At 58.7% G+C, this 25,186-nt stretch carries 24 protein-coding genes and 1 rRNA gene (1 of these 25 only partly in view); 10 read left to right on the top strand and 15 right to left on the bottom strand.

The annotated features are described in order from the left end of the window. Both AB4N91_RS29935 and tyrS read right to left on the bottom strand, forming a co-directional pair. Positions 1–659: ribosomal RNA gene (locus tag AB4N91_RS29935) — 16S ribosomal RNA — on the bottom strand; it reaches 880 nt to the left of the window's first position. 552 nt (positions 660–1,211) lie between these two features. Continuing rightward, positions 1,212–2,411 carry a tyrosine--tRNA ligase gene (gene tyrS, locus AB4N91_RS29930; RefSeq protein WP_311096756.1) on the bottom strand — a complete coding sequence of 400 codons (1,200 nt, stop codon included), beginning with the start codon at positions 2,409–2,411 and terminating at the stop codon, positions 1,212–1,214. Positions 2,412–2,623: 212 nt separating this feature from the next. Between tyrS and AB4N91_RS29925 the strand changes: the two genes are divergently transcribed. After that, positions 2,624–4,045, top strand: coding sequence for a peptidoglycan DD-metalloendopeptidase family protein (locus AB4N91_RS29925; protein ID WP_460112007.1), 1,422 nt, complete (start codon positions 2,624–2,626; stop codon positions 4,043–4,045). Between the two features lie 3 nt (positions 4,046–4,048). Then, positions 4,049–5,140 (top strand): anhydro-N-acetylmuramic acid kinase, encoded by a 1,092-nt coding sequence (locus AB4N91_RS29920; RefSeq protein WP_154912883.1) that lies wholly within the window; start codon positions 4,049–4,051, stop codon positions 5,138–5,140. Positions 5,141–5,207: 67 nt separating this feature from the next. On the opposite strand, the gene erpA is transcribed toward AB4N91_RS29920, so the two are convergent. Together erpA and argC are read right to left on the bottom strand one after the other, a co-directional pair. Then, positions 5,208–5,558, bottom strand: coding sequence for an iron-sulfur cluster insertion protein ErpA (erpA, locus tag AB4N91_RS29915; RefSeq protein WP_007947969.1), 351 nt, complete (start codon positions 5,556–5,558; stop codon positions 5,208–5,210). Positions 5,559–5,726: 168 nt separating this feature from the next. Continuing rightward, complete coding sequence (gene argC, locus AB4N91_RS29910; protein ID WP_010467224.1) at positions 5,727–6,761, bottom strand: N-acetyl-gamma-glutamyl-phosphate reductase; 1,035 nt, start codon at positions 6,759–6,761, stop codon at positions 5,727–5,729. Between the two features lie 296 nt (positions 6,762–7,057). Between argC and hemJ the strand changes: the two genes are divergently transcribed. From hemJ to coq7, 6 genes are all read left to right on the top strand, one after another. Beyond that, a complete protein-coding gene (hemJ, locus tag AB4N91_RS29905) occupies positions 7,058–7,486 on the top strand; it encodes a protoporphyrinogen oxidase HemJ (protein WP_154912884.1) in 429 nt (142 codons plus the stop codon). 27 nt (positions 7,487–7,513) lie between these two features. After that, complete coding sequence (locus AB4N91_RS29900) at positions 7,514–8,482, top strand: NAD(P)H-dependent flavin oxidoreductase (protein WP_010467219.1); 969 nt, start codon at positions 7,514–7,516, stop codon at positions 8,480–8,482. Positions 8,483–8,574: 92 nt separating this feature from the next. Next, a complete protein-coding gene (locus AB4N91_RS29895) occupies positions 8,575–9,519 on the top strand; it encodes a DUF805 domain-containing protein (protein ID WP_077747324.1) in 945 nt (314 codons plus the stop codon). 95 nt (positions 9,520–9,614) lie between these two features. Beyond that, complete coding sequence (locus AB4N91_RS29890; protein WP_010467216.1) at positions 9,615–10,403, top strand: SDR family NAD(P)-dependent oxidoreductase; 789 nt, start codon at positions 9,615–9,617, stop codon at positions 10,401–10,403. A gap of 81 nt (positions 10,404–10,484) precedes the next feature. Beyond that, positions 10,485–10,823 (top strand): histidine triad nucleotide-binding protein, encoded by a 339-nt coding sequence (locus AB4N91_RS29885; protein WP_010467214.1) that lies wholly within the window; start codon positions 10,485–10,487, stop codon positions 10,821–10,823. A gap of 108 nt (positions 10,824–10,931) precedes the next feature. Further along, positions 10,932–11,579, top strand: coding sequence for a 2-polyprenyl-3-methyl-6-methoxy-1,4-benzoquinone monooxygenase (coq7, locus tag AB4N91_RS29880; protein WP_010467212.1), 648 nt, complete (start codon positions 10,932–10,934; stop codon positions 11,577–11,579). A 117-nt stretch (positions 11,580–11,696) separates the two neighbouring features. Here coq7 and speD read toward each other — a convergent pair whose 3' ends face one another. After that, entirely contained in the window at positions 11,697–12,491 is a 795-nt protein-coding gene (speD, locus tag AB4N91_RS29875) for an adenosylmethionine decarboxylase (RefSeq protein WP_010467209.1), read from the bottom strand. A gap of 239 nt (positions 12,492–12,730) precedes the next feature. Continuing rightward, positions 12,731–13,153 (bottom strand): OsmC family protein, encoded by a 423-nt coding sequence (locus AB4N91_RS29870; protein ID WP_007941657.1) that lies wholly within the window; start codon positions 13,151–13,153, stop codon positions 12,731–12,733. 234 nt (positions 13,154–13,387) lie between these two features. Between AB4N91_RS29870 and crp the strand changes: the two genes are divergently transcribed. Then, positions 13,388–14,032 carry a cAMP-activated global transcriptional regulator CRP gene (gene crp / locus AB4N91_RS29865; protein ID WP_008027103.1) on the top strand — a complete coding sequence of 215 codons (645 nt, stop codon included), beginning with the start codon at positions 13,388–13,390 and terminating at the stop codon, positions 14,030–14,032. On the opposite strand, the gene AB4N91_RS29860 is transcribed toward crp, so the two are convergent. From AB4N91_RS29860 to AB4N91_RS29845, 4 genes are all read right to left on the bottom strand, one after another. Further along, positions 14,029–14,730, bottom strand: a complete 702-nt coding sequence (locus AB4N91_RS29860; protein ID WP_154501904.1) for a lipoate--protein ligase family protein — start codon at positions 14,728–14,730, stop codon at positions 14,029–14,031. The two genes, crp and AB4N91_RS29860, sit on opposite strands and share 4 nt — an antisense overlap. A 145-nt stretch (positions 14,731–14,875) precedes the next feature. Next, the gene (gene trpC, locus AB4N91_RS29855; protein ID WP_010467200.1) at positions 14,876–15,712 is read right to left on the bottom strand and encodes an indole-3-glycerol phosphate synthase TrpC; all 837 of its coding nucleotides are present in this window, start codon (positions 15,710–15,712) and stop codon (positions 14,876–14,878) included. Continuing rightward, the gene (trpD, locus tag AB4N91_RS29850; protein ID WP_010467198.1) at positions 15,709–16,758 is read right to left on the bottom strand and encodes an anthranilate phosphoribosyltransferase; all 1,050 of its coding nucleotides are present in this window, start codon (positions 16,756–16,758) and stop codon (positions 15,709–15,711) included. Before trpD ends, trpC begins: the two co-directional genes overlap by 4 nt. A gap of 9 nt (positions 16,759–16,767) precedes the next feature. Then, a complete protein-coding gene (locus tag AB4N91_RS29845) occupies positions 16,768–17,361 on the bottom strand; it encodes an aminodeoxychorismate/anthranilate synthase component II (protein ID WP_010467196.1) in 594 nt (197 codons plus the stop codon). A gap of 405 nt (positions 17,362–17,766) precedes the next feature. Between AB4N91_RS29845 and estP the strand changes: the two genes are divergently transcribed. Continuing rightward, positions 17,767–19,677 carry an esterase EstP gene (gene estP, locus AB4N91_RS29840; RefSeq protein WP_282411603.1) on the top strand — a complete coding sequence of 637 codons (1,911 nt, stop codon included), beginning with the start codon at positions 17,767–17,769 and terminating at the stop codon, positions 19,675–19,677. A 185-nt stretch (positions 19,678–19,862) separates the two neighbouring features. Here estP and trpE read toward each other — a convergent pair whose 3' ends face one another. From trpE to AB4N91_RS29815, 5 genes are all read right to left on the bottom strand, one after another. Further along, entirely contained in the window at positions 19,863–21,344 is a 1,482-nt protein-coding gene (gene trpE, locus AB4N91_RS29835) for an anthranilate synthase component I (RefSeq protein WP_010467190.1), read from the bottom strand. 71 nt (positions 21,345–21,415) lie between these two features. Continuing rightward, entirely contained in the window at positions 21,416–22,234 is an 819-nt protein-coding gene (locus AB4N91_RS29830) for a phosphoglycolate phosphatase (protein ID WP_102595487.1), read from the bottom strand. Then, positions 22,231–22,905, bottom strand: coding sequence for a ribulose-phosphate 3-epimerase (rpe, locus tag AB4N91_RS29825; RefSeq protein ID WP_008035979.1), 675 nt, complete (start codon positions 22,903–22,905; stop codon positions 22,231–22,233). The genes AB4N91_RS29830 and rpe overlap by 4 nt, the downstream gene beginning before the upstream one ends. 80 nt (positions 22,906–22,985) lie before the next feature. Beyond that, positions 22,986–24,134 (bottom strand): iron-containing alcohol dehydrogenase, encoded by a 1,149-nt coding sequence (locus tag AB4N91_RS29820; RefSeq protein WP_154912888.1) that lies wholly within the window; start codon positions 24,132–24,134, stop codon positions 22,986–22,988. Between the two features lie 219 nt (positions 24,135–24,353). After that, positions 24,354–25,178, bottom strand: a complete 825-nt coding sequence (locus AB4N91_RS29815) for an ABC transporter permease (RefSeq protein ID WP_010467184.1) — start codon at positions 25,176–25,178, stop codon at positions 24,354–24,356. Positions 25,179–25,186: the final 8 nt, after the last annotated feature.

The following is a 25,186-nucleotide window of genomic DNA, read 5'->3' as shown; positions in this document are numbered from 1 at the left end:
TACCATACTCTAGCTTGTCAGTTTTGAATGCAGTTCCCAGGTTGAGCCCGGGGATTTCACATCCAACTTAACAAACCACCTACGCGCGCTTTACGCCCAGTAATTCCGATTAACGCTTGCACCCTCTGTATTACCGCGGCTGCTGGCACAGAGTTAGCCGGTGCTTATTCTGTCGGTAACGTCAAAACAGATACGTATTAGGTAACTGCCCTTCCTCCCAACTTAAAGTGCTTTACAATCCGAAGACCTTCTTCACACACGCGGCATGGCTGGATCAGGCTTTCGCCCATTGTCCAATATTCCCCACTGCTGCCTCCCGTAGGAGTCTGGACCGTGTCTCAGTTCCAGTGTGACTGATCATCCTCTCAGACCAGTTACGGATCGTCGCCTTGGTGAGCCATTACCTCACCAACTAGCTAATCCGACCTAGGCTCATCTGATAGCGCAAGGCCCGAAGGTCCCCTGCTTTCTCCCGTAGGACGTATGCGGTATTAGCGTCCGTTTCCGAGCGTTATCCCCCACTACCAGGCAGATTCCTAGGCATTACTCACCCGTCCGCCGCTCGCCACCAGGTACAAGTACCCGTGCTGCCGCTCGACTTGCATGTGTTAGGCCTGCCGCCAGCGTTCAATCTGAGCCATGATCAAACTCTTCAGTTCAAACATCTTTGGGTTTTTAAGAAACCCTAAACTTGGCTCAGCAATCGTTGGTTACATCTTTGATTTCTCGCGGAGTAACTTGTGATGCTGATAATCTTGTTGACTATCAGTCTGACTCCACAAGCACCCACACGAATTGCTTGATTCAGTTGTTAAAGAGCGGTTGGTTAAGATCTTTCGTCTCAACCGAGGCGCGCATTCTACAGCAGCCTCTGTTGCTGTCAAGCGGTTATTTTCAGAAGTTTTCAAAGTTTCCTCTGCAACTTCAACCACTTGCGCTTCCGATCTCTCGTTAGCGGGAGGCGAATTCTACAGCGTTACTCGCTGCTGTCAACACCTCTTTTTCTCCGCTTTCGACCGAGAAGATCGAACCGTCAATCAAGCCAAACAACCCCGCCTGATCAACTCCTTCTGGGCTTCGATAACCTGAAGCAACTCGCTGTCGAAAACTGCGTAACTCTTTGTTTACCAAGGAGTTTTCCGTTTCGACTGCGCCGGAAGTGGGGCGAATTATAGACTTCCAGAATCTGCCGTCAACCCCTAACTTAAGCTTTATTCAGATTTGAGCGTAATACGCGCAAATGCCTTCTTTCCGGCCTGGCAAACATGGGTCGCGCCCAGCACGTATATAAAGGCGCGATCAACAACCTCTCCATCTATACGCACACCGCCGGAATTCAGCAGATCACGGGCCACCGCCGAGTTCTTCACCAGCCCTGCCTTATTAAGGACAGCAGCAATCGGCATGTCTTCAGTAGCCGTCAGCTCGATCTCCGGCAGATCGTCCGGCAACTCGCCATCCTTCATACGATTGCCCGCTGCACGGTGAGCATTGGCCGCGGCCTCTTCACCATGGAAACGCGCAACGATCTCTTCGGCCAGCTTGATCTTGATGTCACGAGGATTGGCGCCCGCCTCGACATCAGCACGGAATGCGTTGATTTCATCCATGGAGCGGAAGCTGAGCAATTCGAAGTAGCGCCACATCAGCGCATCCGGAATAGAGACCAGCTTGCCATACATGACACCCGGCGCTTCTTGGATACCGACGTAGTTGCCCAAGGACTTGGACATCTTCTTCACACCATCCAGACCTTCGAGCAGCGGCATCGTCAGAATGCATTGAGCCTCCTGACCATAACCGCGCTGCAGTTCACGCCCCATCAGCAGATTGAACTTCTGATCGGTACCGCCCAACTCGACATCCGCGCGCAAAGCGACCGAGTCATACCCTTGAACCAGCGGATAGAGGAACTCGTGAATAGCGATTGGCTGGTTGGTCGTGTAGCGCTTGTCGAAGTCATCACGCTCAAGCATGCGAGCCACGGTGTACTGCGAAGTCAGACGAATGAAGTCCGCCGGCCCCATCTGGTCCATCCAGGTGGAGTTGAACGCCACCTCGGTTTTGGCCGGATCAAGAATCTTGAAGACTTGAGTCTTGTAGGTCTCGGCATTCTCGAGAACCTGCTCGCGGGTGAGCGGAGGACGCGTTGCGCTCTTGCCGCTCGGATCACCGATCATCCCGGTGAAGTCACCTATAAGGAAGATCACCTGGTGACCCAGTTCCTGGAACTGGCGCAGCTTATTAATAAGCACGGTATGACCCAGGTGCAAATCCGGCGCGGTCGGATCGAAGCCTGCCTTAATACGCAGCGGCTGGCCACGCTTGAGCTTTTCGATCAGCTCGGACTCGACCAACAGTTCTTCCGCACCACGTTTAATCAGCGCTAGCTGCTCTTCAACCGACTTCATAACAGACCCGCAAGGCTCGAATTCAAAGGGGACCAACCATACAAGATCACGCGTCAAATACAAAGTTTGGCCGGCGCAATGACGCCAATCCGCTGGCAGAGTGACCGCGGACTTGCTTCAGAGATGATTTGGTTATATTTTATACAGTTATTTCATCTTCATCATGTCATTCATCTTTTCCAATTCATCTTTTTCAAAGTCAAAAATTACCTATGACCAAAGAATCGTCTAAAGCGCCACCGCTTTACCCGAAGACCCACCTGCTCGCAGCAAGTGGCATCGCCGCTCTTCTGAGCCTGGCGCTTCTGGTATTCCCTTCCAGTGATGTAGAAGCCAAAAAGACGACGCTGAGTCTTGAGCTGGAAAGCCCTGCTGAACAACTGACACAAGATCAAGACGCTGCTGAAGCCGTTCAAGCCACAAATGAACCGGCAGCCTCCCCTTTCGCGCAGATCGAAAACAGCGCTGAAGAGCCACAGGAAACCGCCCAGGCCGAGCCTGTACCCGCCCCGGTCATCGAAGAAAAGAAGACCCCAAACCACAGGGAAGTGATCGTTTCCAAAGGCGACACACTTTCCACGCTGTTCGAGAAAGTAGGCCTCCCCGCCACTTCGGTGCATGAAGTCATGGCCAGTGACAAGCAGGCCAAGCAATTCAGCCAGCTCAAACGCGGCCAGAAACTCGAATTCGAACTGACCCCCGACGGCCAGCTGAGCAACCTGCACAGCAAGCTCAGCGACGTCGAAAGTATTACCCTGACCAAGAATGACAAGGGTTATACGTTCAACCGCATTACCGCCAAGCCAACCGTGCGCTCCGCCTACGTTCATGGCGTGATCAACAGCTCGCTATCGCAGTCTGCTGCGCGTGCCGGGCTGTCCCACAGCCTCACCATGGACATGGCCAGCGTGTTTGGCTATGACGTCGACTTCGCCCAGGATATCCGCCAGGGTGACGAGTTCGATGTGATCTACGAGCAGAAAGTCGTCAACGGCAAGGCTGTCGGCAACGGCCCGATCCTGTCCGCACGCTTCACCAACCGCGGCAAGACCTACACCGCCGTGCGTTACACCAACAAGCAAGGCAACAGCAGCTACTACACCGCCGACGGCAACAGCATGCGCAAGGCGTTTATCCGCACGCCAGTGGACTTCGCCCGCATCAGCTCGAAATTCTCCATGGGTCGCAAACACCCGATCCTGAACAAGATCCGCGCTCACAAAGGTGTCGATTACGCCGCTCCACGCGGCACGCCGATCAAAGCGGCCGGTGACGGCAAAGTGTTGTTGGCCGGTCGCCGTGGCGGTTACGGCAATACCGTGATTATCCAGCACGGCAACACCTACCGTACGCTGTACGGCCATATGCAAGGCTTTGCCAAAGGCATCAAGACTGGCGGCAGCGTCAAGCAAGGCCAGGTAATCGGTTATATCGGCACAACCGGGCTCTCCACCGGCCCACACTTGCACTATGAGTTCCAGGTCAATGGCGTGCACGTCGACCCACTGGGCCAGAAAGTTGCGATGGCCGACCCTATTTCCAAAGGGGAACGCGCACGCTTCCTTTCGCAGAGTCAGCCGCTGATGGCGCGCATGGACCAAGAGAAAGCCACCATGCTGGCTTCGAAGCGCTAAATCATGACGCTCTATATCGGTGTGATGTCCGGAACCAGCCTCGATGGCCTGGACATTGCGCTAATCGAGCTGACCCCGGCGATCAACCTGATCGCCACGCACTACACCCCCATGCCTGACTCCCTGCGCGCCGAGCTGCTTGGCTTGTGCGCCAGCGGCGCGGACGAGATTGCCCGCTCCGCCATCGCCCAGCAGAACTGGGTGAAACTGGCGGCTCAGGGTATTAACACTCTCCTCCGCCAACACAACCTGAAACCCGAAGACATTCGTGCGATTGGCAGCCACGGCCAGACCATTCGCCACGAACCGGCGCGCGGCTTCACGGTACAGATCGGCAACCCGGCCCTGCTGACCGAGTTGACCGGCATCACTGTGGTCAGCGACTTCCGCAGCCGTGACGTGGCCGCTGGCGGGCAAGGCGCGCCTTTGGTGCCGGCCTTTCACGAAGCGTTGTTTGATGAACGTGCCGGCAATCGTGCGGTATTGAATGTCGGCGGATTCAGCAACCTCAGCCTGATCGAGCCCCGCAAACCTGTCGCCGGTTTCGACTGCGGCCCGGGCAACGTCCTGCTGGATGCCTGGATTCATCAGCAACGCGGCGACAATTTTGATCGTGACGGCCAATGGGCTGCCAGTGGCAAGGTTGAACCGGTTCTGCTGAATGAATTGCTGAGTGATCCATTCTTCGTAACCAAAGGCCCGAAAAGCACCGGCCGCGAAGTGTTCAACCTGCCATGGCTGACACAGCATCTCTCGAAGCTCCCGCCCTTCGCCGCGGAAGATGTGCAAGCAACCCTGCTCGAACTGACCGCACTGACCATCGTCGAGTCATTGCAGCACGCCCAATCGGACACGCAGGAACTGCTGGTCTGCGGTGGTGGCGCGCACAACGCCACGCTGATGAGCCGTCTGGCCGCCCTGCTGCCGAACGCGAGAGTCACCAGCACTGCCGCTTACGGTGTGGACCCGGACTGGGTCGAAGCCATGGCCTTCGCTTGGCTGGCTCATTGCTGCCTGGAAGGCATCGCCGCCAACCGCCCGAGCGTCACCGGCGCCCGCGGCCTGCGCGTACTCGGCGCCATCTACCCGGCATAAACGCCGCACAGCAAAACGCCGCAAAGCCCTGAAGCCATGCGGCGCTTGATACTGCGGTGAAGCGCGATCAGATCGAGAACGAAGAGCCGCAACCACACGTGGTGCTCGCGTTCGGATTCTTGATCACAAAACGCGAACCTTCCAGACCTTCCTGATAATCCACCTCGGCACCGGCCAGGTACTGGAAGCTCATCGGGTCTACGACCAGACTCACACCTTCGCGCTCGACGATGGTGTCGTCATCGGCCACTTCTTCATCGAAGGTGAAGCCGTACTGAAAACCTGAACAACCGCCGCCCGTAACGAATACGCGCAGCTTCAAGCGATCATTCCCCTCTTCATCGACCAGGCTCTTCACCTTGTGCGCGGCACCGTGGGTGAATTGCAAAGCGGTGGGGGTGAAGGATTCGACGCTCATGCTGACTATCTCCCGGCGTTACGCCGCCATAATGCGTGATGACGCGCATTATCCGCTTCTCCTAGAAAATCGGTCAACTATTGTTACGGTATAGCAATAAACCCGATTGCCGGTTCGAAATGCAAAAAGGCCCGTCAGACGGGCCTTTTTGCTGAGCGGGATAAAGCCTTACGGCAGCATGCCGGCGTGGGACAGGCCCAGGCGCTCATCCAGCCCGAACAGAATGTTCAGGTTCTGCACCGCTTGACCCGACGCACCCTTGACCAGGTTATCGATTACCGACAGCACCACCACCAGATCGCCGTCCTGCGGACGATGCACGGCGATACGACAAACGTTGGCACCGCGAACACTGCGGGTTTCCGGGTGGCTGCCCGCCGGCATCACGTCGACGAACGGCTCGTTGGCGTAGCGCTTTTCAAACAACGCCTGCAGATCCACCGAGCGATCCACGACGGTCGCATACAGCGTCGAATGAATGCCGCGAATCATTGGTGTCAGGTGCGGAACGAAGGTCAGACCGACGTCCTTGCCCGCTGCACGACGCAGACCCTGGCGGATTTCCGGCAAGTGACGGTGACCTTTGACGGAGTAGGCTTTCATGCTTTCCGACGTCTCGGCATACAGCGAACCGACCGAAGCGCCACGACCGGCACCGCTGACACCGGACTTGCAGTCAGCAATCAAACGCGTGGTATCGGCCAGGCCGGCTTCCAGCAATGGCAGGAAACCCAATTGCGTCGCCGTTGGATAGCAACCCGGCACCGCGATCAGGCGCGCATCCTTGATTTGCTCGCGATTGACTTCCGGCAAACCGTAGACCGCCTCCTCCAGCAACTCCGGCGCGCCGTGAGGCTGGCCGTACCACTTGGCCCACTCGGCAGCGTCTTGCAGACGGAAGTCAGCCGACAGGTCGATGACCTTGGTCCCCGCAGCGAGCAACTCACCGGCCAGTGCATGGGCAACACCATGAGGCGTGGCGAAGAACACCACATCGCAAGCGCCCAGCGTCTTGATGTCCGGAACACTAAAAGCCAGGCCGTCGTAGTGGCCTCGCAGGTTCGGGTACATGTCGGCCACGGCCAGACCGGCCTCGGATCGGGAAGTGATCACAACCACTTCAGCTTGCGGATGCTGTGCCAACAGACGCAGCAGTTCGACACCGGTGTAACCCGTGCCGCCGACGATACCGACCTTGACCATAAACCTGCCCTCAACGAACCCACTGGAAAGCCGTCGATAATAGGGGCCGCGCGGCCCTGCGACAACCGCTTAGGTGACGTGTGGCGGCTCATGTGTCCCTTCTCGGGCATATCGCCCAACTTTTGGCGAGTGGCTTTTGTGGCCTGGCAAGGCCCCGCGACGAGTCATAGCTCGCTATGGCGAGGAGCGGCAACGCAGTCTGGCCGCAAAAGACGCCGTCAAAATTGAACAGTTATGTCCGAGACGGGACACTTTCTCTACTATTCGGGCTACCGTGAACCTGGGAATAACTAAAAATGCTTTATCTATGGCTCAAAGCGCTTCATATCGTCAGCATGGTCTGCTGGTTTGCCGGCCTGTTTTACCTGCCCCGTCTGTTCGTTTATCACGCCCAAAGCGAAGACACCGTCAGCAAGGAACGCTTCAGCCTCATGGAGCGCAAGCTGTACCGCGGCATCATGGGCCCGGCGATGATCGCTACCCTGATATTCGGCATTGCACTGATCTGGCTTAACCCGAGCCTCTTCAGTCAAGGCGCGTGGATTCACGCCAAGCTGACCCTGGTGGTGATCCTGATCGGCTACCACCACATGTGCGGCGCACAGGTGAAGCGTTTTGCCCGTGGCGAAAACATCCGCAGCCATGTCTTTTATCGCTGGTTCAATGAAGTGCCGGTTCTGATATTGCTGGCTATCGTAATTCTGGTCGTCGTTCGGCCGTTCTAATAAGCACAACTCACCGGGGTACTTCCAATGTCGCTGCCCGCTTTGCTCGAACAACGCTTGCGCCTGCCGGTAGTGGCAGCGCCGATGTTTCTGATTTCCAATCCGCAATTGGTGCTCGCCTGCTGCCGTAACGGCGTCGTCGGCAGCTTTCCTGCGCTGAACCAGCGCGAGAGCAGCGGCTTCAAGGCCTGGCTGGAAGAGATCGAAGCAGGGTTGGCGACACTGGAGAACCCGGCGCCTTACGCGGTCAACCTGATCGTTCACAACACTAACCCACGGCTGCAAGCTGACCTTGCGATCTGCATCGAGCATAAAGTACCGATCGTGATTACCAGTCTCGGTGCAGTGAAAGAAGTAGTCGATGCCGTTCACAGCTATGGCGGACTGGTGTTCCATGACGTGACAACGCGGCGCCATGCCGAGAAAGCCGCCGAGGCCGGTGTGGACGGCTTGATCGCCGTGGCAGCGGGTGCCGGTGGACACGCTGGAACCTGGAGCCCGTTCTCGCTGATTGCCGAGATTCGCCAGTTTTTCGACAAGACCCTATTGCTGGCAGGCTGCCTTAACCACGGCCACGAGATCCTTGCTGCGCAATTGCTCGGCGCTGATCTGGCCTATTTCGGTACGCGATTTATCGGCACCACCGAAAGTCATGCGCCTGACGCCTACAAAGAGATGCTGCTGACGTCCAGAGCCGCAGACATCGTCCATACGCCGGCAGTGTCAGGCGTACCGGCGAGTTTCATGCGTCAAAGCCTGGAGGCTGCCGGTTTCGACATGGCGGCACTGCAAGGCAAGGGCGAAGTCGACTTCGGCTCCAAACTCAAGCCGATCAGCGATGAAGCCAAAGCCTGGAAAACCGTGTGGTCTGCGGGCCAGGGTGTCGGGGAAATCGATGATTTGCCGAGCGTCGATCAATTGGTCGCTCGACTTGACGCGGAATACCGCAAGGCTCTGGAACTGGCGGCCGAGCTGCCCAAACGCTGGCCACGATGAGATGAAAGTTTGGCCAGCCCGCCCCGGCTGGCCTTACAATCCACGCTTGAAACACACCCTATTACAAATTCTCGCGACAAGGATGCCTCGCAATGAGCGACAACCGTTTCAAGATCGTGTTCGACGGCGCTCTGCTGCCAGGTGTTGACGCCGCCAGCGCCAGAGAGAACTTGGCTAAACTCTACAACAGCCAAGTCGCGGCCGTCGAACGGCTATTCACTGGCAAGACGGTTACGCTCAAGAAAGACCTGTCGCACGCCGACGCGCAAACCTACCTTCAGGCGCTGACGAAAACCGGCATCGATGCTCGCATCGAAAGCGAATCGTCCATTGAGCTGAACCTGGACGAAGCCCACGAACACAGGCCTGTCGCCAGCCAACCGGCATTTGCCGACCCCGCATCCCCTTACGCACCACCCCGAGCCACTGTCGGCGAAAGCCTGCCCGCGTATGCTCCACTCAAGCCATTCAGCGTTGAAGGCCGCATCGGTCGTTTGCGCTATCTCGCCTGGACGATGGTCCTGACGCTGGTCACCCTGGCCGTCGGTTCGGTATTGGCCATTTTCGCCTTCGCCATCATCAGCGCCGATTCGACCGCAGGCCTGATACTCGGTGGCCTGGTTGCGTTCATGCTGTTCATTGCCATGGCGGTCGTGAGCATTCAGATCAGTGTCCAGCGCCTGCACGACATCGGCTGGTCCGGCTGGCTCTGGTTGCTGAACCTCGTACCCTTCGTAGGCAGCTTCTTCCCGTTCGTGATCATGATCGCCCCGGGCACCAACATCGCCAATCGCTATGGCGCGCCGCCTCCACCCAACACCACGGCTGTCAAAGTGTTGTCTTCGTTGTGGGTGGTGTTGATCGCCATCGTATTGGTTGGCGCGCTGGCCGGAGGCCTTACGGCGATCCAGGAAGAGTATGAAACTGCTGCCGAAACCAGCTATGACAGCAGCTCGGTGATCACTGAAGAAGTGGAAGTCGAGCCGGCCGCAGAGGCTGAGCAGGCACCCGATTCTGCAGACGATGAAGCCGAATAAGCCCCGGTCCCTGTAGACTCTGCGAAAGAATGAACAGCGCTCCCCGCCCGTGACACCCGCGTCGCCGGCGCGGAGCTGCTGCGATGGAGAACTGCATGACCCGTTACGCTCTGATCACTGGCGCTTCCAGTGGGATCGGCCTGGCGATGGCCGAAGCGCTGGCCCGCCGAGGCCGCAGCCTGATTCTGGTGGCCCGACAACGTGATCAGCTGGAAAGTATTGCCATTGAACTGACCCAACGCTTTGGCGTGGAAGTGCTGTTCCGCGCCTGTGACCTCGGCGAACCGCTACGGCTGTCCGGGTTCTTGCTGGAACTGGAAGAAGGTGACCGGCAAATCGATTTGCTGGTCAACTGCGCCGGCATCGGCACCTGCGGACCCTTTCTGGCCCAGGACTGGATGACCGAGCAAGACCTGATCGAAGTGAACATCCTGGCCCTCACTCGCTTGTGCCATGCCATCGGGAACAGCATGGCCTTGCAGGGGGGCGGACAAATTCTGAACGTCGCTTCAATGGCGGCATTCCAACCCGGCCCGTGGATGAGTACGTACTACGCCAGCAAAGCCTATGTGCTGCATTTTTCCGAAGGGTTGCGCGTCGAACTGAAGAAATGTGCGGTCAAGGTCTCGGTGCTGTGCCCCGGCCCGACCCGTACCGGGTTCTTCCGTACCGCTCAACTGGACACCGGCAAACTGGCCGACAGCAACATGCTCATGAGTCCCGAAGAGGTTGCGCTGTATACGGTGCGCGCCCTGGAGAAAAATCGAGCGATCATCATTCCCGGTCGAGGCAATCGCTGGCGCGCCCTCCTGCCACGGCTGGGCTCTCGCTGGCTCAATCGGACAATCGCTGGCATGGTCAACAAGGCCTACTGCCCGCGCTGACCCGGCCTCAAGGTAAAAGGCTGGGCTCGGGGATAACCCATGAGTACACTCAAGCCAGCCCAAACAACGGAGAAAACAGCTGTGGATACTCTGTTCACCAAGATCATCAACCGGGAAATCCCGGCGAAGATCATTTACGAGGACGACCAGGTACTGGCCTTCCACGACATCGCCCCACAGGCACCGGTGCATTTTCTGGTCATTCCGAAAAAAGCGGTGCGCACCCTCAACGACCTCACCGAGGAAGACAAGGCTTTGGCCGGACATATTCTGTTCACCGCCCAGCGCCTGGCCCTGGAACTGGGCTGCGAAGAAGGTTTCCGTGTGGTCATGAACTGCAATGAACTGGGCGGGCAGACTGTCTACCACATTCATATGCATGTGCTGGGTCAGCGCCAGATGCACTGGCCGCCGGGCTGATTGCAAAAAGCTTCGAGGGAGTGGCCAGCCACTCCCGTATGACCCAGCGCAAACCTTCCCCGGCCGATTGGGTTAAACTGGCCGCCGAGATTCCTCCCGGAGGTCAGCATGACTACCCAGCGTCACTACTCGCCGATTGACCGTCTTCTGCTGCAAGCCGATGCCGCGATGCGAACGTTGCTGCCTTTCAGTGGCCAGCCATACCGTCCGTCGCCAGCCATCGTGCAGCCGGATGCGCAAATGAGTGACGAAGACACCCGCCACGTTGCTGGCTTGATGCGCATCAACCATACCGGTGAAGTCTGCGCCCAGGCGCTGTATCAGGGTCAGGCCCTGACTGCCAAGCTGCCGCACGTGCGGGCCGCCATGGAACATGCTGCCGAAGAAGAAATCGATCACCTGGTCTGGTGCGAGCAACGCATCCAGCAACTGGGCAGCCACACCAGCATTCTCAACCCGCTGTTCTACGGCATGTCGTTCGGGATTGGCGCAGTGGCCGGATTGATCAGCGACAAGGTCAGCCTGGGTTTTGTCGCCGCCACCGAGCATCAGGTGTGCAAACACTTGAACGAGCACCTCGAGCAATTGCCGGCGGAAGATGAAAAGTCCCGGGCCATTCTCGAGCAAATGCGGATTGATGAAGAACATCATGCCGAGAGTGCGCTGGATGCCGGAGGTTTTCGTTTTCCGGCGCCGGTGAAGTTCGGGATGAGTCTGTTGGCCAAGGTAATGACCAAGAGTACCTACCGGATCTGATCGATACGTTGCCTGACAGGGCCTCTTCGCGAGCAGGCTCGCTCCCACAAGGTTCTGTATTCCAGACATGAAAAAGGCGACTGCCGTGAGGAAGTCGCCTTTTTTGTGCTTGAAATCTTAGTTCGGCATGTTGCGCGCGTAGAAGATTTCCAGCATTTCGTGTTTCACACGGTCAGTCACCTGAGCACGCTGCTCGGAAGACAGGTTGCTGGTGGCATCGCCGAACAGGTAGTTATCCAGTTCGAAGTTCTTCAGCAGCATTTTGGTGTGGAACAGGTTTTCCTGGTACACGTTCACGTCGGTCATCTGGTACGCGCCGCGGGTGTCTTCGGACAGGTAGTTCTGGATCGAGTTGATCTCGTGGTCGATGAAGTGCTTTTTGCCTTCCACGTCACGGGTGAAGCCGCGCACGCGATAATCCACGGTCACGATGTCCGAATCGAACTGGTGAATCAGGAAGTTGAGCGCTTTAAGCGGTGAAATCACGCCACAGGTCGACACGTCAATGTCCACACGGAATGTCGCAATGCCGTCGTCCGGGTGGATTTCCGGGTAGGTGTGCACCGTGATGTGGCTCTTGTCGAGATGGGCCAGGATAATCTCGGGCAACGGGCCCGGCGATTCTTCGATCTGGCTGTCGGTCGGGGTTACCGGCTCTTCAGAGATCAGAATCGTGACGCTGGCGCCCTGGGGTTCATAGTCCTGACTGGCAATGTTCAGGATGTTGGCACCAATGATATCGACAACTTCCGTGAGGATCTGCGTCAGGCGTTTCGCGTTGTACTCTTTATTGATGTACTCGACGTAAGCCTGTTGGTCTTGCGGGGTTTCCGCGTAGCAGATGTCATAGATGTTGAAGCTCAAGGTCTTTGTCAGGTTATTGAACCCGTGGAGCTTGAGTTTGCTTTTCACCGTTAAAAACTCTCTATGTATTGCGGCCCGGGCCGCGTGATCAAGCATGCCCGTCAGATGCGAACAACGCAGCTGCGTAGGACGGTTAACACCTCTTCGCGATGGCGATTTTGGTTGTCTGTTCGGGTTCGCAGCCTGTCGATGACGAGGCCGTTACCCTGAAAAAAGTGGCGCATTATGCAGACGTCAGCTTGGGATCGCCAGAGTCTGCACTGCTTTTATGATAGTTGAATGTCGATTCAACCGAGTTCGATGATTTCGTAGTCGTGGGTAATGGCCACGCCAGCCGCGCCCAGCATGATCGAAGCCGAGCAATACTTCTCCGCCGACAGCTCGATGGCGCGTTTGACCTGGGCTTCTTTCAGCCCCCGGCCCTTGACCACGAAGTGCATGTGGATCTTGGTAAAGACTTTCGGATCCTCGGTCGCACGCTCGGCTTCGAGAAAGGCTTCACAGCTTTCGACGGCCTGACGGGACTTCTTGAGGATGCTGACCACATCGAAATTGCTGCAACCGCCGACACCCAGCAGAAGCATTTCCATCGGCCGGACACCCAGGTTGCGACCACCTGCATCGGGCGGACCGTCCATGACCACGACGTGTCCACTGCCGGATTCACCGAGGAACATGGCTTCGCCAGCCCATTGGATGCGTGCCTTCATCGCCAGACTCCACTGCATAAAAAAGGGTCGCCAGCTTAGCACAGGGCCCCGGACTGACAGTGCCTTGCATTTGTAGGGCATAACCTTCTGAACCGTAGGTAAATTCTCGAATATTGCAGGAAGTGTCTGTTAAGCTGGCGCCAATTCGCTGGCGCATGGCCAGCCTTTGCGCAGCCGTCGTCTGCGACTCATAAAAAAACCAAACACACCGTGAAGTCTTTTCGGGATACAACCATGGTTGCTATTGCCCCAACCCCCAAAATCAAGAACCTCGACAAGCTGTTGATGCATTGCCAGCGCCGTCGTTATGCGGCCAAGAGCAACATCATTTGTGCCGGTGATCGCTCGGAAACGCTGTTCTTCATCATCAAGGGTTCGGTCACGATCCTGATCGAGGATGACGACGGCCGCGAAATGATCATCGCCTACCTGAACTCCGGGGACTTTTTCGGTGAGTTGGGTCTGTTTGAACAAGCTGGGCTTGAGCAGGAACGCAGCGCTTGGGTACGCGCGAAGATCGAGTGTGAAGTCGCGGAAATCAGCTATGCAAAATTCCGCGAGCTGTCCCAGCAAGATCCAGACATTCTTTACGTGCTCAGCGGACAAATCGCACAGCGTCTGCGCAATACCACGCGCAAGGTCGGCGACCTGGCCTTCTTCGACGTAACCGGTCGTGTCGCCCGCTGTCTGCTGGAACTGTGCAAACAGCCGGATGCCATGACCCACCCGGACGGCATGCAGATCAAAGTGACCCGCCAGGAAATCGGCCGGATTGTCGGTTGTTCACGGGAGATGGTCGGTCGCGTGCTCAAGGATCTGGAAGAACGCAACCTGGTGGACGTCAAAGGCAAGACCATGGTGGTCTTTGGTACGCGCTAAGCCTTGAACATGTCTGCCAGCAACTGGCGATAAAGCGCATCAAGCCGCCCGAGCGCATCGGGTGCGGCAAATTTCTCATGCAGGGCAATGTGGCTTTCGGCGCGAACCCGCTGCTCCAGGCCACAGGTTTCATTGAAGCGATTGACTGCGGCGACCATCGACTCGCGTTCGTTATCCAGCAACAACGCACCGTGTACCAACCCGACCGGACGCGTGCCGCCCTTGCTCTGGCGCCAGCGCTGGGCAGTGCCGACCATCTTGCGGCCGTCGAGGTTAACGTTGAAACGGCCATCGCAGAATGCGCCGTCGACTTCGCCCAAGGACGAAACGCCGCCCAGCTCATCCAGTAACTGACAGATCGGGTCGCAGAGTCGGCGGTAAGCGCTTTCGATTCGATTTTGATCGCCTTCGCTACGCGGGGGTGCGTAGACAAGGGCGATATTGATGGTGGAAGCCGATTGCGGCACTGGCTCGCCGCCGGTTTCACGCAACAGCACCGGCCAACCGGCGGCGGCTGAGACTTCGCAGGCCGTTTCGAAGCCGGGTAGACGATTCAGGCGTCGGGGCATGACCAGTGCGCGGTCGCTGGGTTGCCAGAACAGCAGACCAAACTCAACATCACCGGCACAGACAGACGCCAGCAGATCCTGTTCGGCCTGTAAGCCGGCTTCGACAGTCAAAGAGACGATTGAGGTCATAAGGTATTCCGTTGGACATGAAGTCTGTGGTGCTACTTATGCCGCCATCGCGAGCAAGCTCGCCCCCACAAGGAGTTTTCTGACACCGCAGATCCAATGTGGGAGCGAGCTTGCTCGCGATGGGGTCGACTCGGCCTGAGCCTGATCAGTCGAGGGTCGAACCGCTGACCGGACCGCCGCGCTCAGGAAAGAACAGGCGCTGCAGTTCAGTGCCCGGGCTTTCAGCGCGCATGAATGCCTCGCCCACCAGGAACGCGTACACGTCGCTGATTTCCATCAGTTCCACATCGGCCCGGTTGAGAATGCCGCTTTCGGTAATCACCAGGCGATCACGCGGAATACGTGGCAACAGGTCAAGGGTGGTTTCCAGGCTGACGTCAAAGGTGTGCAGGTTGCGGTTGTTCACGCCGACCAGTGGCGTGTCGAGGGTTTTCAAGGCCCGCTCCAGCTCGTTGCCATCATGGACTTCTACCAGCACATCAAGGCCGACGCTTTTGGCCACGGCCGCCAGCTCGGCCATTTTCACGTCGTCCAGTGCGGAGACGATCAACAACACGCAGTCAGCGCCCAAGGCACGGGCTTCGACGATCTGGTACGGGTCGATCATGAAATCCTTGCGGATCACCGGCAGGTTGCACGCTGCCCGCGCCTGCTGCAGATACGCATCGGCACCCTGGAAGTAATCGATATCGGTCAGCACCGACAAGCACGTCGCGCCGCCCTTCTCGTAGCTTTTGGCGATGTCGGCGGGAACGAAGTGCTCGCGGATCACGCCTTTGCTTGGCGACGCTTTCTTGATTTCGGCAATGACGGCCGGTTGTTTCGACTTGGCCTGAGCAATCAATGCCTGGGCAAAACCACGGGGTGCATCGGCCGCCTTGGCCAGACTTTCCAGCTCCGCCAGACTCACACGGGCGCTACGCTCGGCGACTTCCTGGACTTTGCGGGCCAGAATGTTTTCCAGAACCGTCGGTACACTCATCCCTCATTCTCCACTTTGAATACCGCGGTAAATGCACCCAACTCCTCAAGTTTTTCCCGTGCGAGGCCTGTGTGCAGCGCATCGTGCGCCAGGGCAACGCCTTCTTTCAAACTGGTCGCCAGGTCGGCGGCGTAAAGCGCCGCACCGGCATTGAGCACAATCATCTCGGCGGCTTTCTGACCGCTCTCGGTCTTGCGCTTGCCCAAAGCATCGCGAATCAGCTCAAGGGACGCCGCCGGACTTTCCACTGCCAGGCCGTGCAGGCTCTGGCTCTTCATGCCCAAGTCTTCTGGCTCGACCCAATATTCGGTGATCTGGTCATTCTTCAGTTCTGCCACATAGGTTGGCGCCGCCAGGCTGAATTCGTCCAGGCCATCCTTCGAGTGCACCACCAGCACGTGCTTGCTGCCCAGACGTTGCAAGACTTCGGCCAGTGGCCGGCACAACGCCTGACTGAACACGCCCACCACCTGATGTTTCACGCCGGCCGGATTCGTAAGCGGGCCAAGCATGTTGAACAAGGTACGCAGGCCGAGATCCTTGCGCGGGCCGGCGGCGTGCTTCATGGCACTGTGATGGGTCTGGGCAAACATGAAACCGATGCCGACGTTATCGATGCAGCGAGCCACCTGCACCGGGGTCAGGTTCAGGTAGATCCCGGCCGCCTCCAGCAGATCGGCGCTGCCGCTTTTGCCCGACACCGCACGGTTACCGTGCTTGGCTACGGTGCAACCGGCTGCAGCGACTACGAAGGAGGAAGCTGTCGAGACGTTGAAAATGTTCGCACCATCACCGCCGGTGCCGACCACATCGACGACGCCGTCGAGGGTCTTGAGTTCGACCTTGTCCGCCAACTCGCGCATGACAGAGACCGCGCCGACGATCTCATCGATGCTTTCGCTCTTCATGCGCATGGCCATCATGAACGCGCCGATCTGCGCATCCGTGCATTGCCCGGTCATGATTTCGCGCATCACATCGCGCATTTCATCGGTGCTGAGGTCGAGCTGATCGACGATACGGCTCAGGGCTGTCTTGATATTCATGAAAAGTCCTTAGCGCGTGCCGCCGGTTTGTTTGAGGAAGTTTGCGAACAGCTCGTGGCCCTGCTCGGTGAGGATAGACTCGGGGTGGAACTGCACACCCTCGATGTTCAATGTCTTGTGGCGCAAGCCCATGATCTCGTCGACCGAGCCGTCTTCGAGCTGGGTCCAGGCGGTCAGCTCCAGGCAATCGGGCAGGGTTTCGCGCTTGACGATCAGCGAGTGATAACGCGTCACCGTCAGCGGATGATTCAGACCTTCGAACACGCCCTTGTCCTCGTGGAATACCGGGCTAGTCTTACCGTGCATGACTTGGCGGGCGCGGACTACATCACCGCCAAAAGCCTGGCCGATGGACTGGTGGCCGAGGCAGACGCCGAGAATCGGCAGCTTGCCGGCGAAATGCTTGATCACGTCGAGCGAGATGCCGGCTTCGGTCGGTGTGCAAGGACCGGGGGACACGACGATGCGCTCAGGGTTGAGGGCTTCTATGTCGGCAATGGTGAGTTCATCGTTGCGCACGACTTTGACCTGGGAGCCGAGCTCACCGAGGTACTGCACAACGTTGTAAGTAAAAGAGTCGTAGTTATCGATCATCAGCAACATGGCGTTTGGAACCTCTTGAATTCACTGACTTTTAATACAGCCTTCGAATGATTACCCGCAGCGTCCTGCGCTTTTTCAGTCGCCGGGTGCGCCAGCAAAGCGGTATGTCATACGGGTGAAGAAGGCAAAGCGGTACAGGTCCGGCGGGGCCGGCAAAAGAATTCAGGCGCGCCAACGCCAGCGGGCGTGTGCCTTGATGACTTGATCCAGAAGTTTGCTGATGATCAACACGGGGAAGGTCTCATTCATACGTCTCGGCACAGTAACTTAGCTGGGCAGAGCGTGCAATATGGCCGTGGCGACTGGCTGCGAAACAATCGAAGGGTTCGCGACCGATGGCAAAAGGCCGGAAGTTTTTGGTACTGTCGTTTCGTTCACTACAACAATAAATAAACGGACTTGCTCATGATCAAACAGACGTTGTTTGTACCGCTCGCAGGATGCTTGCTCGCCGCGGCCTGCGCCCAGGCGATCGCCGCGCCTAACCCTTACTCCAATTTCGTCGTCTTCGGCGACAGTCTCAACGATGCCGGGACCTTTGCCGACACGGGCGGGCCTGCCGGCTCGACCCAGCGCTATACCAACCGCACGGGGCCGGTTTACCTGGATGGCAACGGTGAAGTCCGCTCGCTCAACTCCACGCAGATCCTGGGGGGGAAACTGGGGTTCTCGGCGGATCAGACCGCTTCATCGTCCTCGGCGGTACGTGCCAGCAATGGCCAGCCCGATGGCAACAACTGGGCCGTCGGCGGTTATCGTACCGACCAGATTCTCGACTCGATCACCAGCACCTCCGCCACGGGTGATCGCACCCGGGCAGGCTACCTGCCGTCGAACAATTTCCGCGCCGACCCGAATGCGCTGTATTACATTTCGGGCGGTGGTAATGACTTCCTTCAGGGGCGCGTGACCAGCCTGCCCCAGGCCAGCGCTGCCGCCGATCGTCTGGTCAGCAGCGTGCAAACCCTGCAACAGGCCGGTGCTCGCTACATCATGGTCTGGTTGCTGCCGGACATCGGCTTTACCCCGGCCTTCAACGGCACCCCGTTGCAAGCGTTCACATCCCAGCTCAGTTCTCAGTTCAACACCGAACTGGTGAGCCAACTGCAAAACGTCAATGCCAACGTCATCCCCCTCAACATTCCGGTGCTGCTCAAAGAGACGTTTTCCAACCCGGCGCAGTTCGGCCTGGCCACCGACCAGAACCTGAGCGCCACCTGTTTCAGCGGCAGCAGCTGTACCGAAAACGCCCGTTACGGCATCAACAGTGCGACGCCGGACCCGACCAAGCTGATCTACAACGACTCGGTGCACCCGACCGAAGCCGGGCAGCGTCTGATTGCCGATTACGCTTACTCGCTGCTGGCCGCGCCGTGGGAAGCCACCCTGTTGCCACAAATGGCCCAGGGTACGCTGCGCTCTCATCAGGATGAGTTGCGCAACCAATGGCTGGCCGATTGGGAAAACTGGCAAGGCGTGGGCCAATGGCGAGCGATTGTCGCCGGCGGCGGCCAGCACCAGGATTTCGACAGCCAGCGCAGTGGTGCCAGTGCTGACGGCAATGGCGCCAACCTCAACATCGGTGGCAGCTACCGGCTGAATGACGCGTGGCGTGTAGGTTTGGCGGCGGGCTTCTACAACCAGAAGCTCGAAGCCGGCGACAACGATTCGGACTACAAGCTCAATACCTACATGGGCACGGCGTTCGCCCAGTACCAGCAGAATCGCTGGTGGGGTGACGCGGCCGTGACGGCCGGGCATCTGGATTACGACAGCCTCAAACGTAAATTCCAGCTGGGGGTCAATGAACGCGGGGAGAAAGGCGATACCGACGGCTATCTGGTGGCTTTCAGCGGTCGCGTGGGGTACGACATCGCGCCGATGGCGAGCAGCCCGTGGCACTTGTCGCCATTCGTGAGCGCTGATTTCGCCAAAGTTGAAGTCGACGGTTACTCGGAGAATGGCGCCGACTCCACTGCGCTGACATTCGACGACCAATCGCGCATTTCCCGGCGTCTCGGCCTTGGCCTCCAGGGTAAGTACCAGATCACCTCGCAAACCCAAGTCTTCGGCGAACTGGCTCACGAGCGTGAGTACAACGACGATACCCAGGATGTGACCATGAACCTCAACAGCCTGCCGAGCAACCGCTACACCCTGGCCGGCTATACCCCACAGACCAACCTGAACCGCCTGAACCTGGGCGTGAGCCACAACCTCACCAAGGACCTGGCTTTGCGGGCGAGTTATGACATTCGCAAGGATGATGACTTTACCCAGCAAGGCATTAACGTAGGCGTTGCGCTGGACTTCTAAACATCAGGCAAAAAAAACGCGGCGCCCTCCACAGGCGCCGCGTTTTTTTATGCTGAACACTTATTGTGGCGAGCGATCTTGCTCGCGCTCGGCTGCGAAGCAGTCGTCGATTGGGCCTGCTTCGCAGGCCAACGGGAGCAAGCTCCCTCGCCACAACGGCTCACTCCCACAGATGTTGCGTGAACTCAAGCGTCCGGGGTTTGTTCGGCCAGGGCTACGGCGCGGAACATCGCGCGGCGCTTGTTCAGGGTTTCTTCCCATTCCAGCGCCGGCACCGAATCGGCGACGATGCCGCCGCCGGCCTGCACGTGCAGCTCGCCATCCTTGATCACGGCCGTGCGGATCGCAATGGCGGTGTCCATGTTGCCGTTCCAGGCGAAGTAGCCCACCGCCCCGCCGTAGACGCCACGCTTGACCGGCTCCAGTTCGTCGATGATTTCCATCGCCCGAATCTTCGGCGCGCCCGACAATGTGCCCGCCGGCAGAATCGCCCGCAGCGCGTCCATCGCCGTCAGCCCGGCTTTCAATTGGCCAGTGACGTTGGAGACGATGTGCATCACGTTGGAATAACGCTCGATGACCATCTTCTCGGTGAGTTTCACCGAACCGATTTCCGACACCCGACCGGTGTCGTTACGGCCCAGGTCGATCAGCATCAAGTGCTCGGCGATTTCCTTGTCGTCCGACAGCAGGTCTTTTTCCAGCGCCAGATCGGCCTCTTCGTTAGCCCCGCGTGGGCGAGTGCCGGCAATCGGGCGCACGGTGATCAGGTTGTCTTCGACCCGCACCAGCACTTCCGGCGAACTGCCGACGACGTGGAAGTCGCCGAAGTTGAAGAAATACATATAAGGCGTCGGGTTGAAGCAACGCAGCGCCCGGTACAGATCGATCGGCGCAGCCTTGAAGTCGATCGACATGCGCTGGGACGGCACGACCTGCATGCAGTCACCGGCCAGGATGTATTCCTTGATGGTGTCGACGGCTTTTTCGTAATCGTCCTGGGTGAAACTCGAACGGAATACCGGGTCAGCCGACTGTTGCTTGCTGAAATCCAGGCCGCGGCGTGGGGTGATCGGCTGACGGAGTTTTTCCAGCAGCTCTTCCAGTCGCGCCTGGCCTTGCTCGAATGCATCGTCCTGCGACGGATCGGCCAGCACGATGGCGTGCATCTTCCCGGCGAGGTTGTCGAACACCACCACCGCGTCGGAGACCATCAGCAGAATGTCCGGCACGCCCAGCGGATCCGGGTTCGGGCATTTGCCCAGACGTTTCTCCACATAGCGTACGCAGTCGTAACCGAAGTAACCCACCAGACCGCCATTGAAGCGCGGCAGGCCGGGAATGGTTGGCACGTTGTAGCGGGCTTTGAATGCTTCAACGAAGGCCAGCGGATCTTCGGCTTCATGGCTTTCGATCTCGACGCCGTCGTGGGTCACGCTGACGTGATGATCATGAACCCGCAGCACGGTGCGGCACGGCAGGCCAATGATCGAATAACGGCCCCACTTCTCCCCGCCCTGCACCGATTCCAGCAGGTAGGAGTTTGGCTCGTCGGCCAGTTTCAGGTAGATCGACAGCGGCGTGTCGAAGTCGGCCAGGGTTTCGCAGGCCAACGGGATACGGTTATAGCCGGCAGCGGCCAAACGCAGGAATTCTTCGCGGATCATGGGGTAGCCTCGTGGCTTGAGGTGCTAACAGTCAGGTATGCAAACGCGCCGGAAAGCCGGCCAGAATCGAGTCAGGCGCGCCAACGCCAGCGGGCCAGGGCCTTGATGACTTTCATCCAGAGTTTGCGAGTGACCACCACGATGACGTTTCCAGAAGGGGATTGAGCAACGTCGGGCAACGTTATCTCAGAGGCTGGATCCAGGCAACCGGGAATTAGCTTGCGCAGATCATCGATCACCAGCGCCGGCGACTCTTCCGAAATCGGCCGACCGTGGTTGTAGCCGTAGCTGAGGGCCACGCACTTGACCCCTGCCGCTTTCGCCGCCAGCACATCGCTGCGTGAGTCGCCTACAAACAGCGACTGCGAGGCCGGGATGTTGGCCATTTTCATCACGAAAAACAGCGCGGCCGGGTCAGGTTTCTTCTGCGGCAAGGTGTCGCCGCCGATGATCCATTTGAAGTAACGGCCGATTTTCATCTGATCCAGCAGTGGCGCGACGAAGCGCTCCGGCTTATTGGTGATCAGCGCCATTTCGACACCCTGCTTGTGCAGCCATTTCAGGGTGTCACGCACGCCGGGATAGACCACGGTCAGATCATGGCTCTCGCTGTAAGCCTCCATGAAGATATCCAGCGCGCCCTCGGCTTCGCCATCGTCGACCGCCGAATGGTCGATGCCGCCGGCCAGCGCACGGCGGACCAGCACCGGCGCGCCATTGCCGACCCATTCACGCACCGACTCGATGCCGGCGGGTTGACGCCCCAGTTTGAGCAGCATGTTATCCACGGCCACAGCGAGGTCCGGGACCGAATCGACCAGCGTGCCATCCAGATCGAACATCACCAGCCGTGGCAGACGCCCCGGAAACAGCTGCTCAAAGCCACTCATGGACGAGCCAACGCCAGTTCGGAACGCATCTTTTCAATCACCTCTTGGTAGTTCGGTGCATTGAAGATCGCCGAACCGGCGACGAAGGTGTCCGCGCCAGCCGCAGCGATTTCACGGATGTTGTTCACGTTGACGCCGCCGTCGATTTCCAGGCGGATGTCACGGCCGGAGGCATCGATCAGCGCGCGTGCTTCACGCAGCTTGTCGAGGGTGCCGGGAATGAACTTCTGCCCGCCGAAGCCCGGGTTGACGCTCATCAGCAGAATCATGTCGACCTTGTCCATCACGTACTTGAGTACGTCCAGCGGCGTCGCCGGGTTGAACACCAGGCCGGACTTGCAGCCGCCCTCGCGGATCAGTTGCAGGGAACGGTCGACGTGCTGCGTGGCTTCGGGGTGGAAGGTGATGTAGGTCGCGCCGGCCTCGATGAAGTCACCGACAATGCGGTCCACCGGGCTGACCATCAGGTGCGCGTCAATCGGCGCGGTCACCCCGTATTTGCGCAGCGCGGCGCAAACCATCGGGCCGATGGTCAGGTTTGGCACATAGTGGTTGTCCATGACATCGAAGTGCACGAAGTCGGCGCCGGCGGCCAGGACGTTGTCCACTTCTTCACCCAGGCGGGCGAAGTCGGCGGAGAGAATCGACGGAGCAATGACGAAGGGCTGCATGACGCACCTTTTTTGAGCAGAATCACGATGGCGCGCATTGTATACCTCATGCTTTGACGCGCGCGACGTGGCCGCGATGATCAGTACGCCGCTCGGTAGATCTTCTCGATATCGACGGCGCTCAATTTACGTGGATTGTTGCGCATCAGGCGCTCGATCCCCGCCGCTTCCACGGCCATGGCCGGGATCGCATCCTCGGGCACACCGAAACTGCGCAGACCTGACGGAATCTCTACCGCCGCGCACAATGCGGTCATTGCCTCGACGGCTTTGTCCGCTGCTTCGTTGGCGCTCAGATGGACAGTCCTCACCCCCATGGCTTCGGCAATATCCTGCATACGCTCGACGCAGGCCATCTTGTTCCACGTCATGACATACGGCAGCAGCAAGGCGTTGCTGACACCATGAGCGATGTTGAAACGCCCGCCCAGCGGATACGCCAGCGCATGCACCGCGCCGACCCCGGCATTACCGAAGGCCATGCCGGCCATCAGGCTGGCGGTGGCCATGTCTTCGCGGGCTTGCAGGTTGGACGGGTTGGCATAGGCCTTGGGCAGCGCTTTGGCGATCAGCTTGATGGCGCCGATGGCCAGGGCATCGGTGATCGGCGAGGCGTTGACCGACAGGTAGGATTCGATGGCATGCACCAGCGCGTCGACACCGCTGGCGGCGGTGACGCTGCGTGGGCAGGTCAGGGTCATTTGCGGACTGACCAGCGCCACGTCCGGCAATAGGTAGTCGCTGACAATCCCTTTCTTCAATTGCGCGACCTTGTCGGAGAGGATCGCCACATTGGTCACCTCCGAACCGGTGCCGGCCGTGGTCGGGATGGCGATCAGCGGCGGACCTTTGCGCGGCACCTGATCCACACCAAACAAATCCTCCAGCGCACCGTGGTAACCGGCGTAGGCCGCGACGCTTTTGGCGATGTCGATGGCGCTGCCGCCGCCGAGGCCAATCAGACCGTCATGCCCGCCCTCGCGGTAAACCCGCATGCAGTCTTCGACGATGTCGATTTCCGGGTCTGGCAGCACACGGTCGAAAATTTCGTAGGATCGATCGCCCAACTGCGCCAGCGCCAGCTCGACCGTGCCGGACTTGACCAGCGCCGCGTCGGTGACGATCAGCGGGTTGTCGATATCCAGGCGGGTGAGTTCGGCGGCCAACTGCTCAATGGCACCTGCGCCGGTGATCAGTTTGTGAGCAATCTTGAAAGAGGAAAGACTCATCGTGCGCAGCCTCTTATAAATAGGGGAGCTGGGCACAATAGTAGCTGGGGATTGGGGTTTGTCTGCTATTCAGGTTGTGAATGACCCAACATCCCGAAACACCTTGAACTCCTGTGGGAGCGAGCCTGCTCGCGATAGCGGAGTATCAGTCGACATCAAGATTGAATGTCAGTCCGTCATCGCGAGCAGGCTCGCCCCCACAGGGGATGGTGTGTGGGATTAGACCTGGGCGGTGCGCAGTTTTTCGCTGCGGCCACGCAGCCACTCGAGGGTCAGCAACAGGATCACCGAGAAGGCGATCAGCAGGGTTGCTGCAGCGGCAATCGTCGGGCTGAGGTTTTCGCGGATCCCGCTGAACATCTGCCGAGGCAAGGTCGCTTGTTCGGGACCGGCGAGGAACAGCGTCACCACCACTTCATCGAACGACGTCGCGAAGGCAAACAGCGCACCCGAGATCACACCCGGCGCAATCAGCGGCAACGTCACCCTGCGGAACGCCGTCAGCGGCGAAGCCCCCAGACTGGCGGCGGCGCGCACCAGGTTATGGTTGAACCCCTGCAAGGTCGCCGAAACAGTAATGATCACGAACGGCACGCCCAACACCGCATGCACCACGATCAGCGAGAAGAAGCTGTTGCCCAGGCCTAACGGCGCAAAGAACAGGTAGCTCGCCACACCGATGATCACTACCGGCACCACCATCGGCGAAATCACCAGGGCCATGACCAGCGCCTTGCCCGGGAAATCACCCCGAGTCAGGCCAATCGCCGCCAGCGTTCCGAAGATCATCGCCAGCACCGTCGCCGCCGGAGCGACGATGATGCTGTTCCTCAATGCCCGCATCCATTCCGCCGAGGCGAAGAAGTCCTGATACCAGTGCAGCGAGAAGCCTTGCAGCGGATAGACCAGGAAACTGCCCGAGTTGAACGACAGCGGAATGATCACCAGCACCGGCAGAATCAGGAACAACAGAATCAAGCCGCAGAGAATCCGCAAGCTGTAGAACCACACCCGCTCAATGGGCGACATATAAGGACTCAGCATTTCATTCT

It is taken from the genome of Pseudomonas sp. H3_D04, assembly GCF_054669175.1.
Note: the sequence above shows the minus strand (reverse complement) of the source record. Positions and strands in the feature narration are given on the sequence as shown.

Excerpts from the sequence above, each read along its gene's own strand:
- trpE (WP_010467190.1), bottom strand. The coding sequence starts at position 21,344 with ATGATCCGCGAAGAATTCCTGCGTTTGGCCGCTGCCGGCTATAACCGT.
- AB4N91_RS29870 (WP_007941657.1), bottom strand. The coding sequence starts at position 13,153 with ATGAAGGCACGCATCCAATGGGCTGGCGAAGCCATGTTCCTCGGTGAA.
- AB4N91_RS29860 (WP_154501904.1), bottom strand. The coding sequence starts at position 14,730 with ATGACCTCAATCGTCTCTTTGACTGTCGAAGCCGGCTTACAGGCCGAA.
- AB4N91_RS29890 (WP_010467216.1), top strand. The coding sequence starts at position 9,615 with ATGACCCGTTACGCTCTGATCACTGGCGCTTCCAGTGGGATCGGCCTG.
- AB4N91_RS29830 (WP_102595487.1), bottom strand. The coding sequence starts at position 22,234 with ATGAGTGGCTTTGAGCAGCTGTTTCCGGGGCGTCTGCCACGGCTGGTG.
- coq7 (WP_010467212.1), top strand. The coding sequence starts at position 10,932 with ATGACTACCCAGCGTCACTACTCGCCGATTGACCGTCTTCTGCTGCAA.
- erpA (WP_007947969.1), bottom strand. The coding sequence starts at position 5,558 with ATGAGCGTCGAATCCTTCACCCCCACCGCTTTGCAATTCACCCACGGT.
- AB4N91_RS29895 (WP_077747324.1), top strand. The coding sequence starts at position 8,575 with ATGAGCGACAACCGTTTCAAGATCGTGTTCGACGGCGCTCTGCTGCCA.
- AB4N91_RS29900 (WP_010467219.1), top strand. The coding sequence starts at position 7,514 with ATGTCGCTGCCCGCTTTGCTCGAACAACGCTTGCGCCTGCCGGTAGTG.
- AB4N91_RS29925 (WP_460112007.1), top strand. The coding sequence starts at position 2,624 with ATGACCAAAGAATCGTCTAAAGCGCCACCGCTTTACCCGAAGACCCAC.
- trpD (WP_010467198.1), bottom strand. The coding sequence starts at position 16,758 with ATGAATATCAAGACAGCCCTGAGCCGTATCGTCGATCAGCTCGACCTC.
- crp (WP_008027103.1), top strand. The coding sequence starts at position 13,388 with ATGGTTGCTATTGCCCCAACCCCCAAAATCAAGAACCTCGACAAGCTG.
- AB4N91_RS29920 (WP_154912883.1), top strand. The coding sequence starts at position 4,049 with ATGACGCTCTATATCGGTGTGATGTCCGGAACCAGCCTCGATGGCCTG.
- rpe (WP_008035979.1), bottom strand. The coding sequence starts at position 22,905 with ATGCAGCCCTTCGTCATTGCTCCGTCGATTCTCTCCGCCGACTTCGCC.
- AB4N91_RS29815 (WP_010467184.1), bottom strand. The coding sequence starts at position 25,178 with ATGCTGAGTCCTTATATGTCGCCCATTGAGCGGGTGTGGTTCTACAGC.
- AB4N91_RS29845 (WP_010467196.1), bottom strand. The coding sequence starts at position 17,361 with ATGTTGCTGATGATCGATAACTACGACTCTTTTACTTACAACGTTGTG.
- AB4N91_RS29820 (WP_154912888.1), bottom strand. The coding sequence starts at position 24,134 with ATGAGTCTTTCCTCTTTCAAGATTGCTCACAAACTGATCACCGGCGCA.
- argC (WP_010467224.1), bottom strand. The coding sequence starts at position 6,761 with ATGGTCAAGGTCGGTATCGTCGGCGGCACGGGTTACACCGGTGTCGAA.
- trpC (WP_010467200.1), bottom strand. The coding sequence starts at position 15,712 with ATGAGTGTACCGACGGTTCTGGAAAACATTCTGGCCCGCAAAGTCCAG.
- estP (WP_282411603.1), top strand. The coding sequence starts at position 17,767 with ATGATCAAACAGACGTTGTTTGTACCGCTCGCAGGATGCTTGCTCGCC.
- hemJ (WP_154912884.1), top strand. The coding sequence starts at position 7,058 with ATGCTTTATCTATGGCTCAAAGCGCTTCATATCGTCAGCATGGTCTGC.
- tyrS (WP_311096756.1), bottom strand. The coding sequence starts at position 2,411 with ATGAAGTCGGTTGAAGAGCAGCTAGCGCTGATTAAACGTGGTGCGGAA.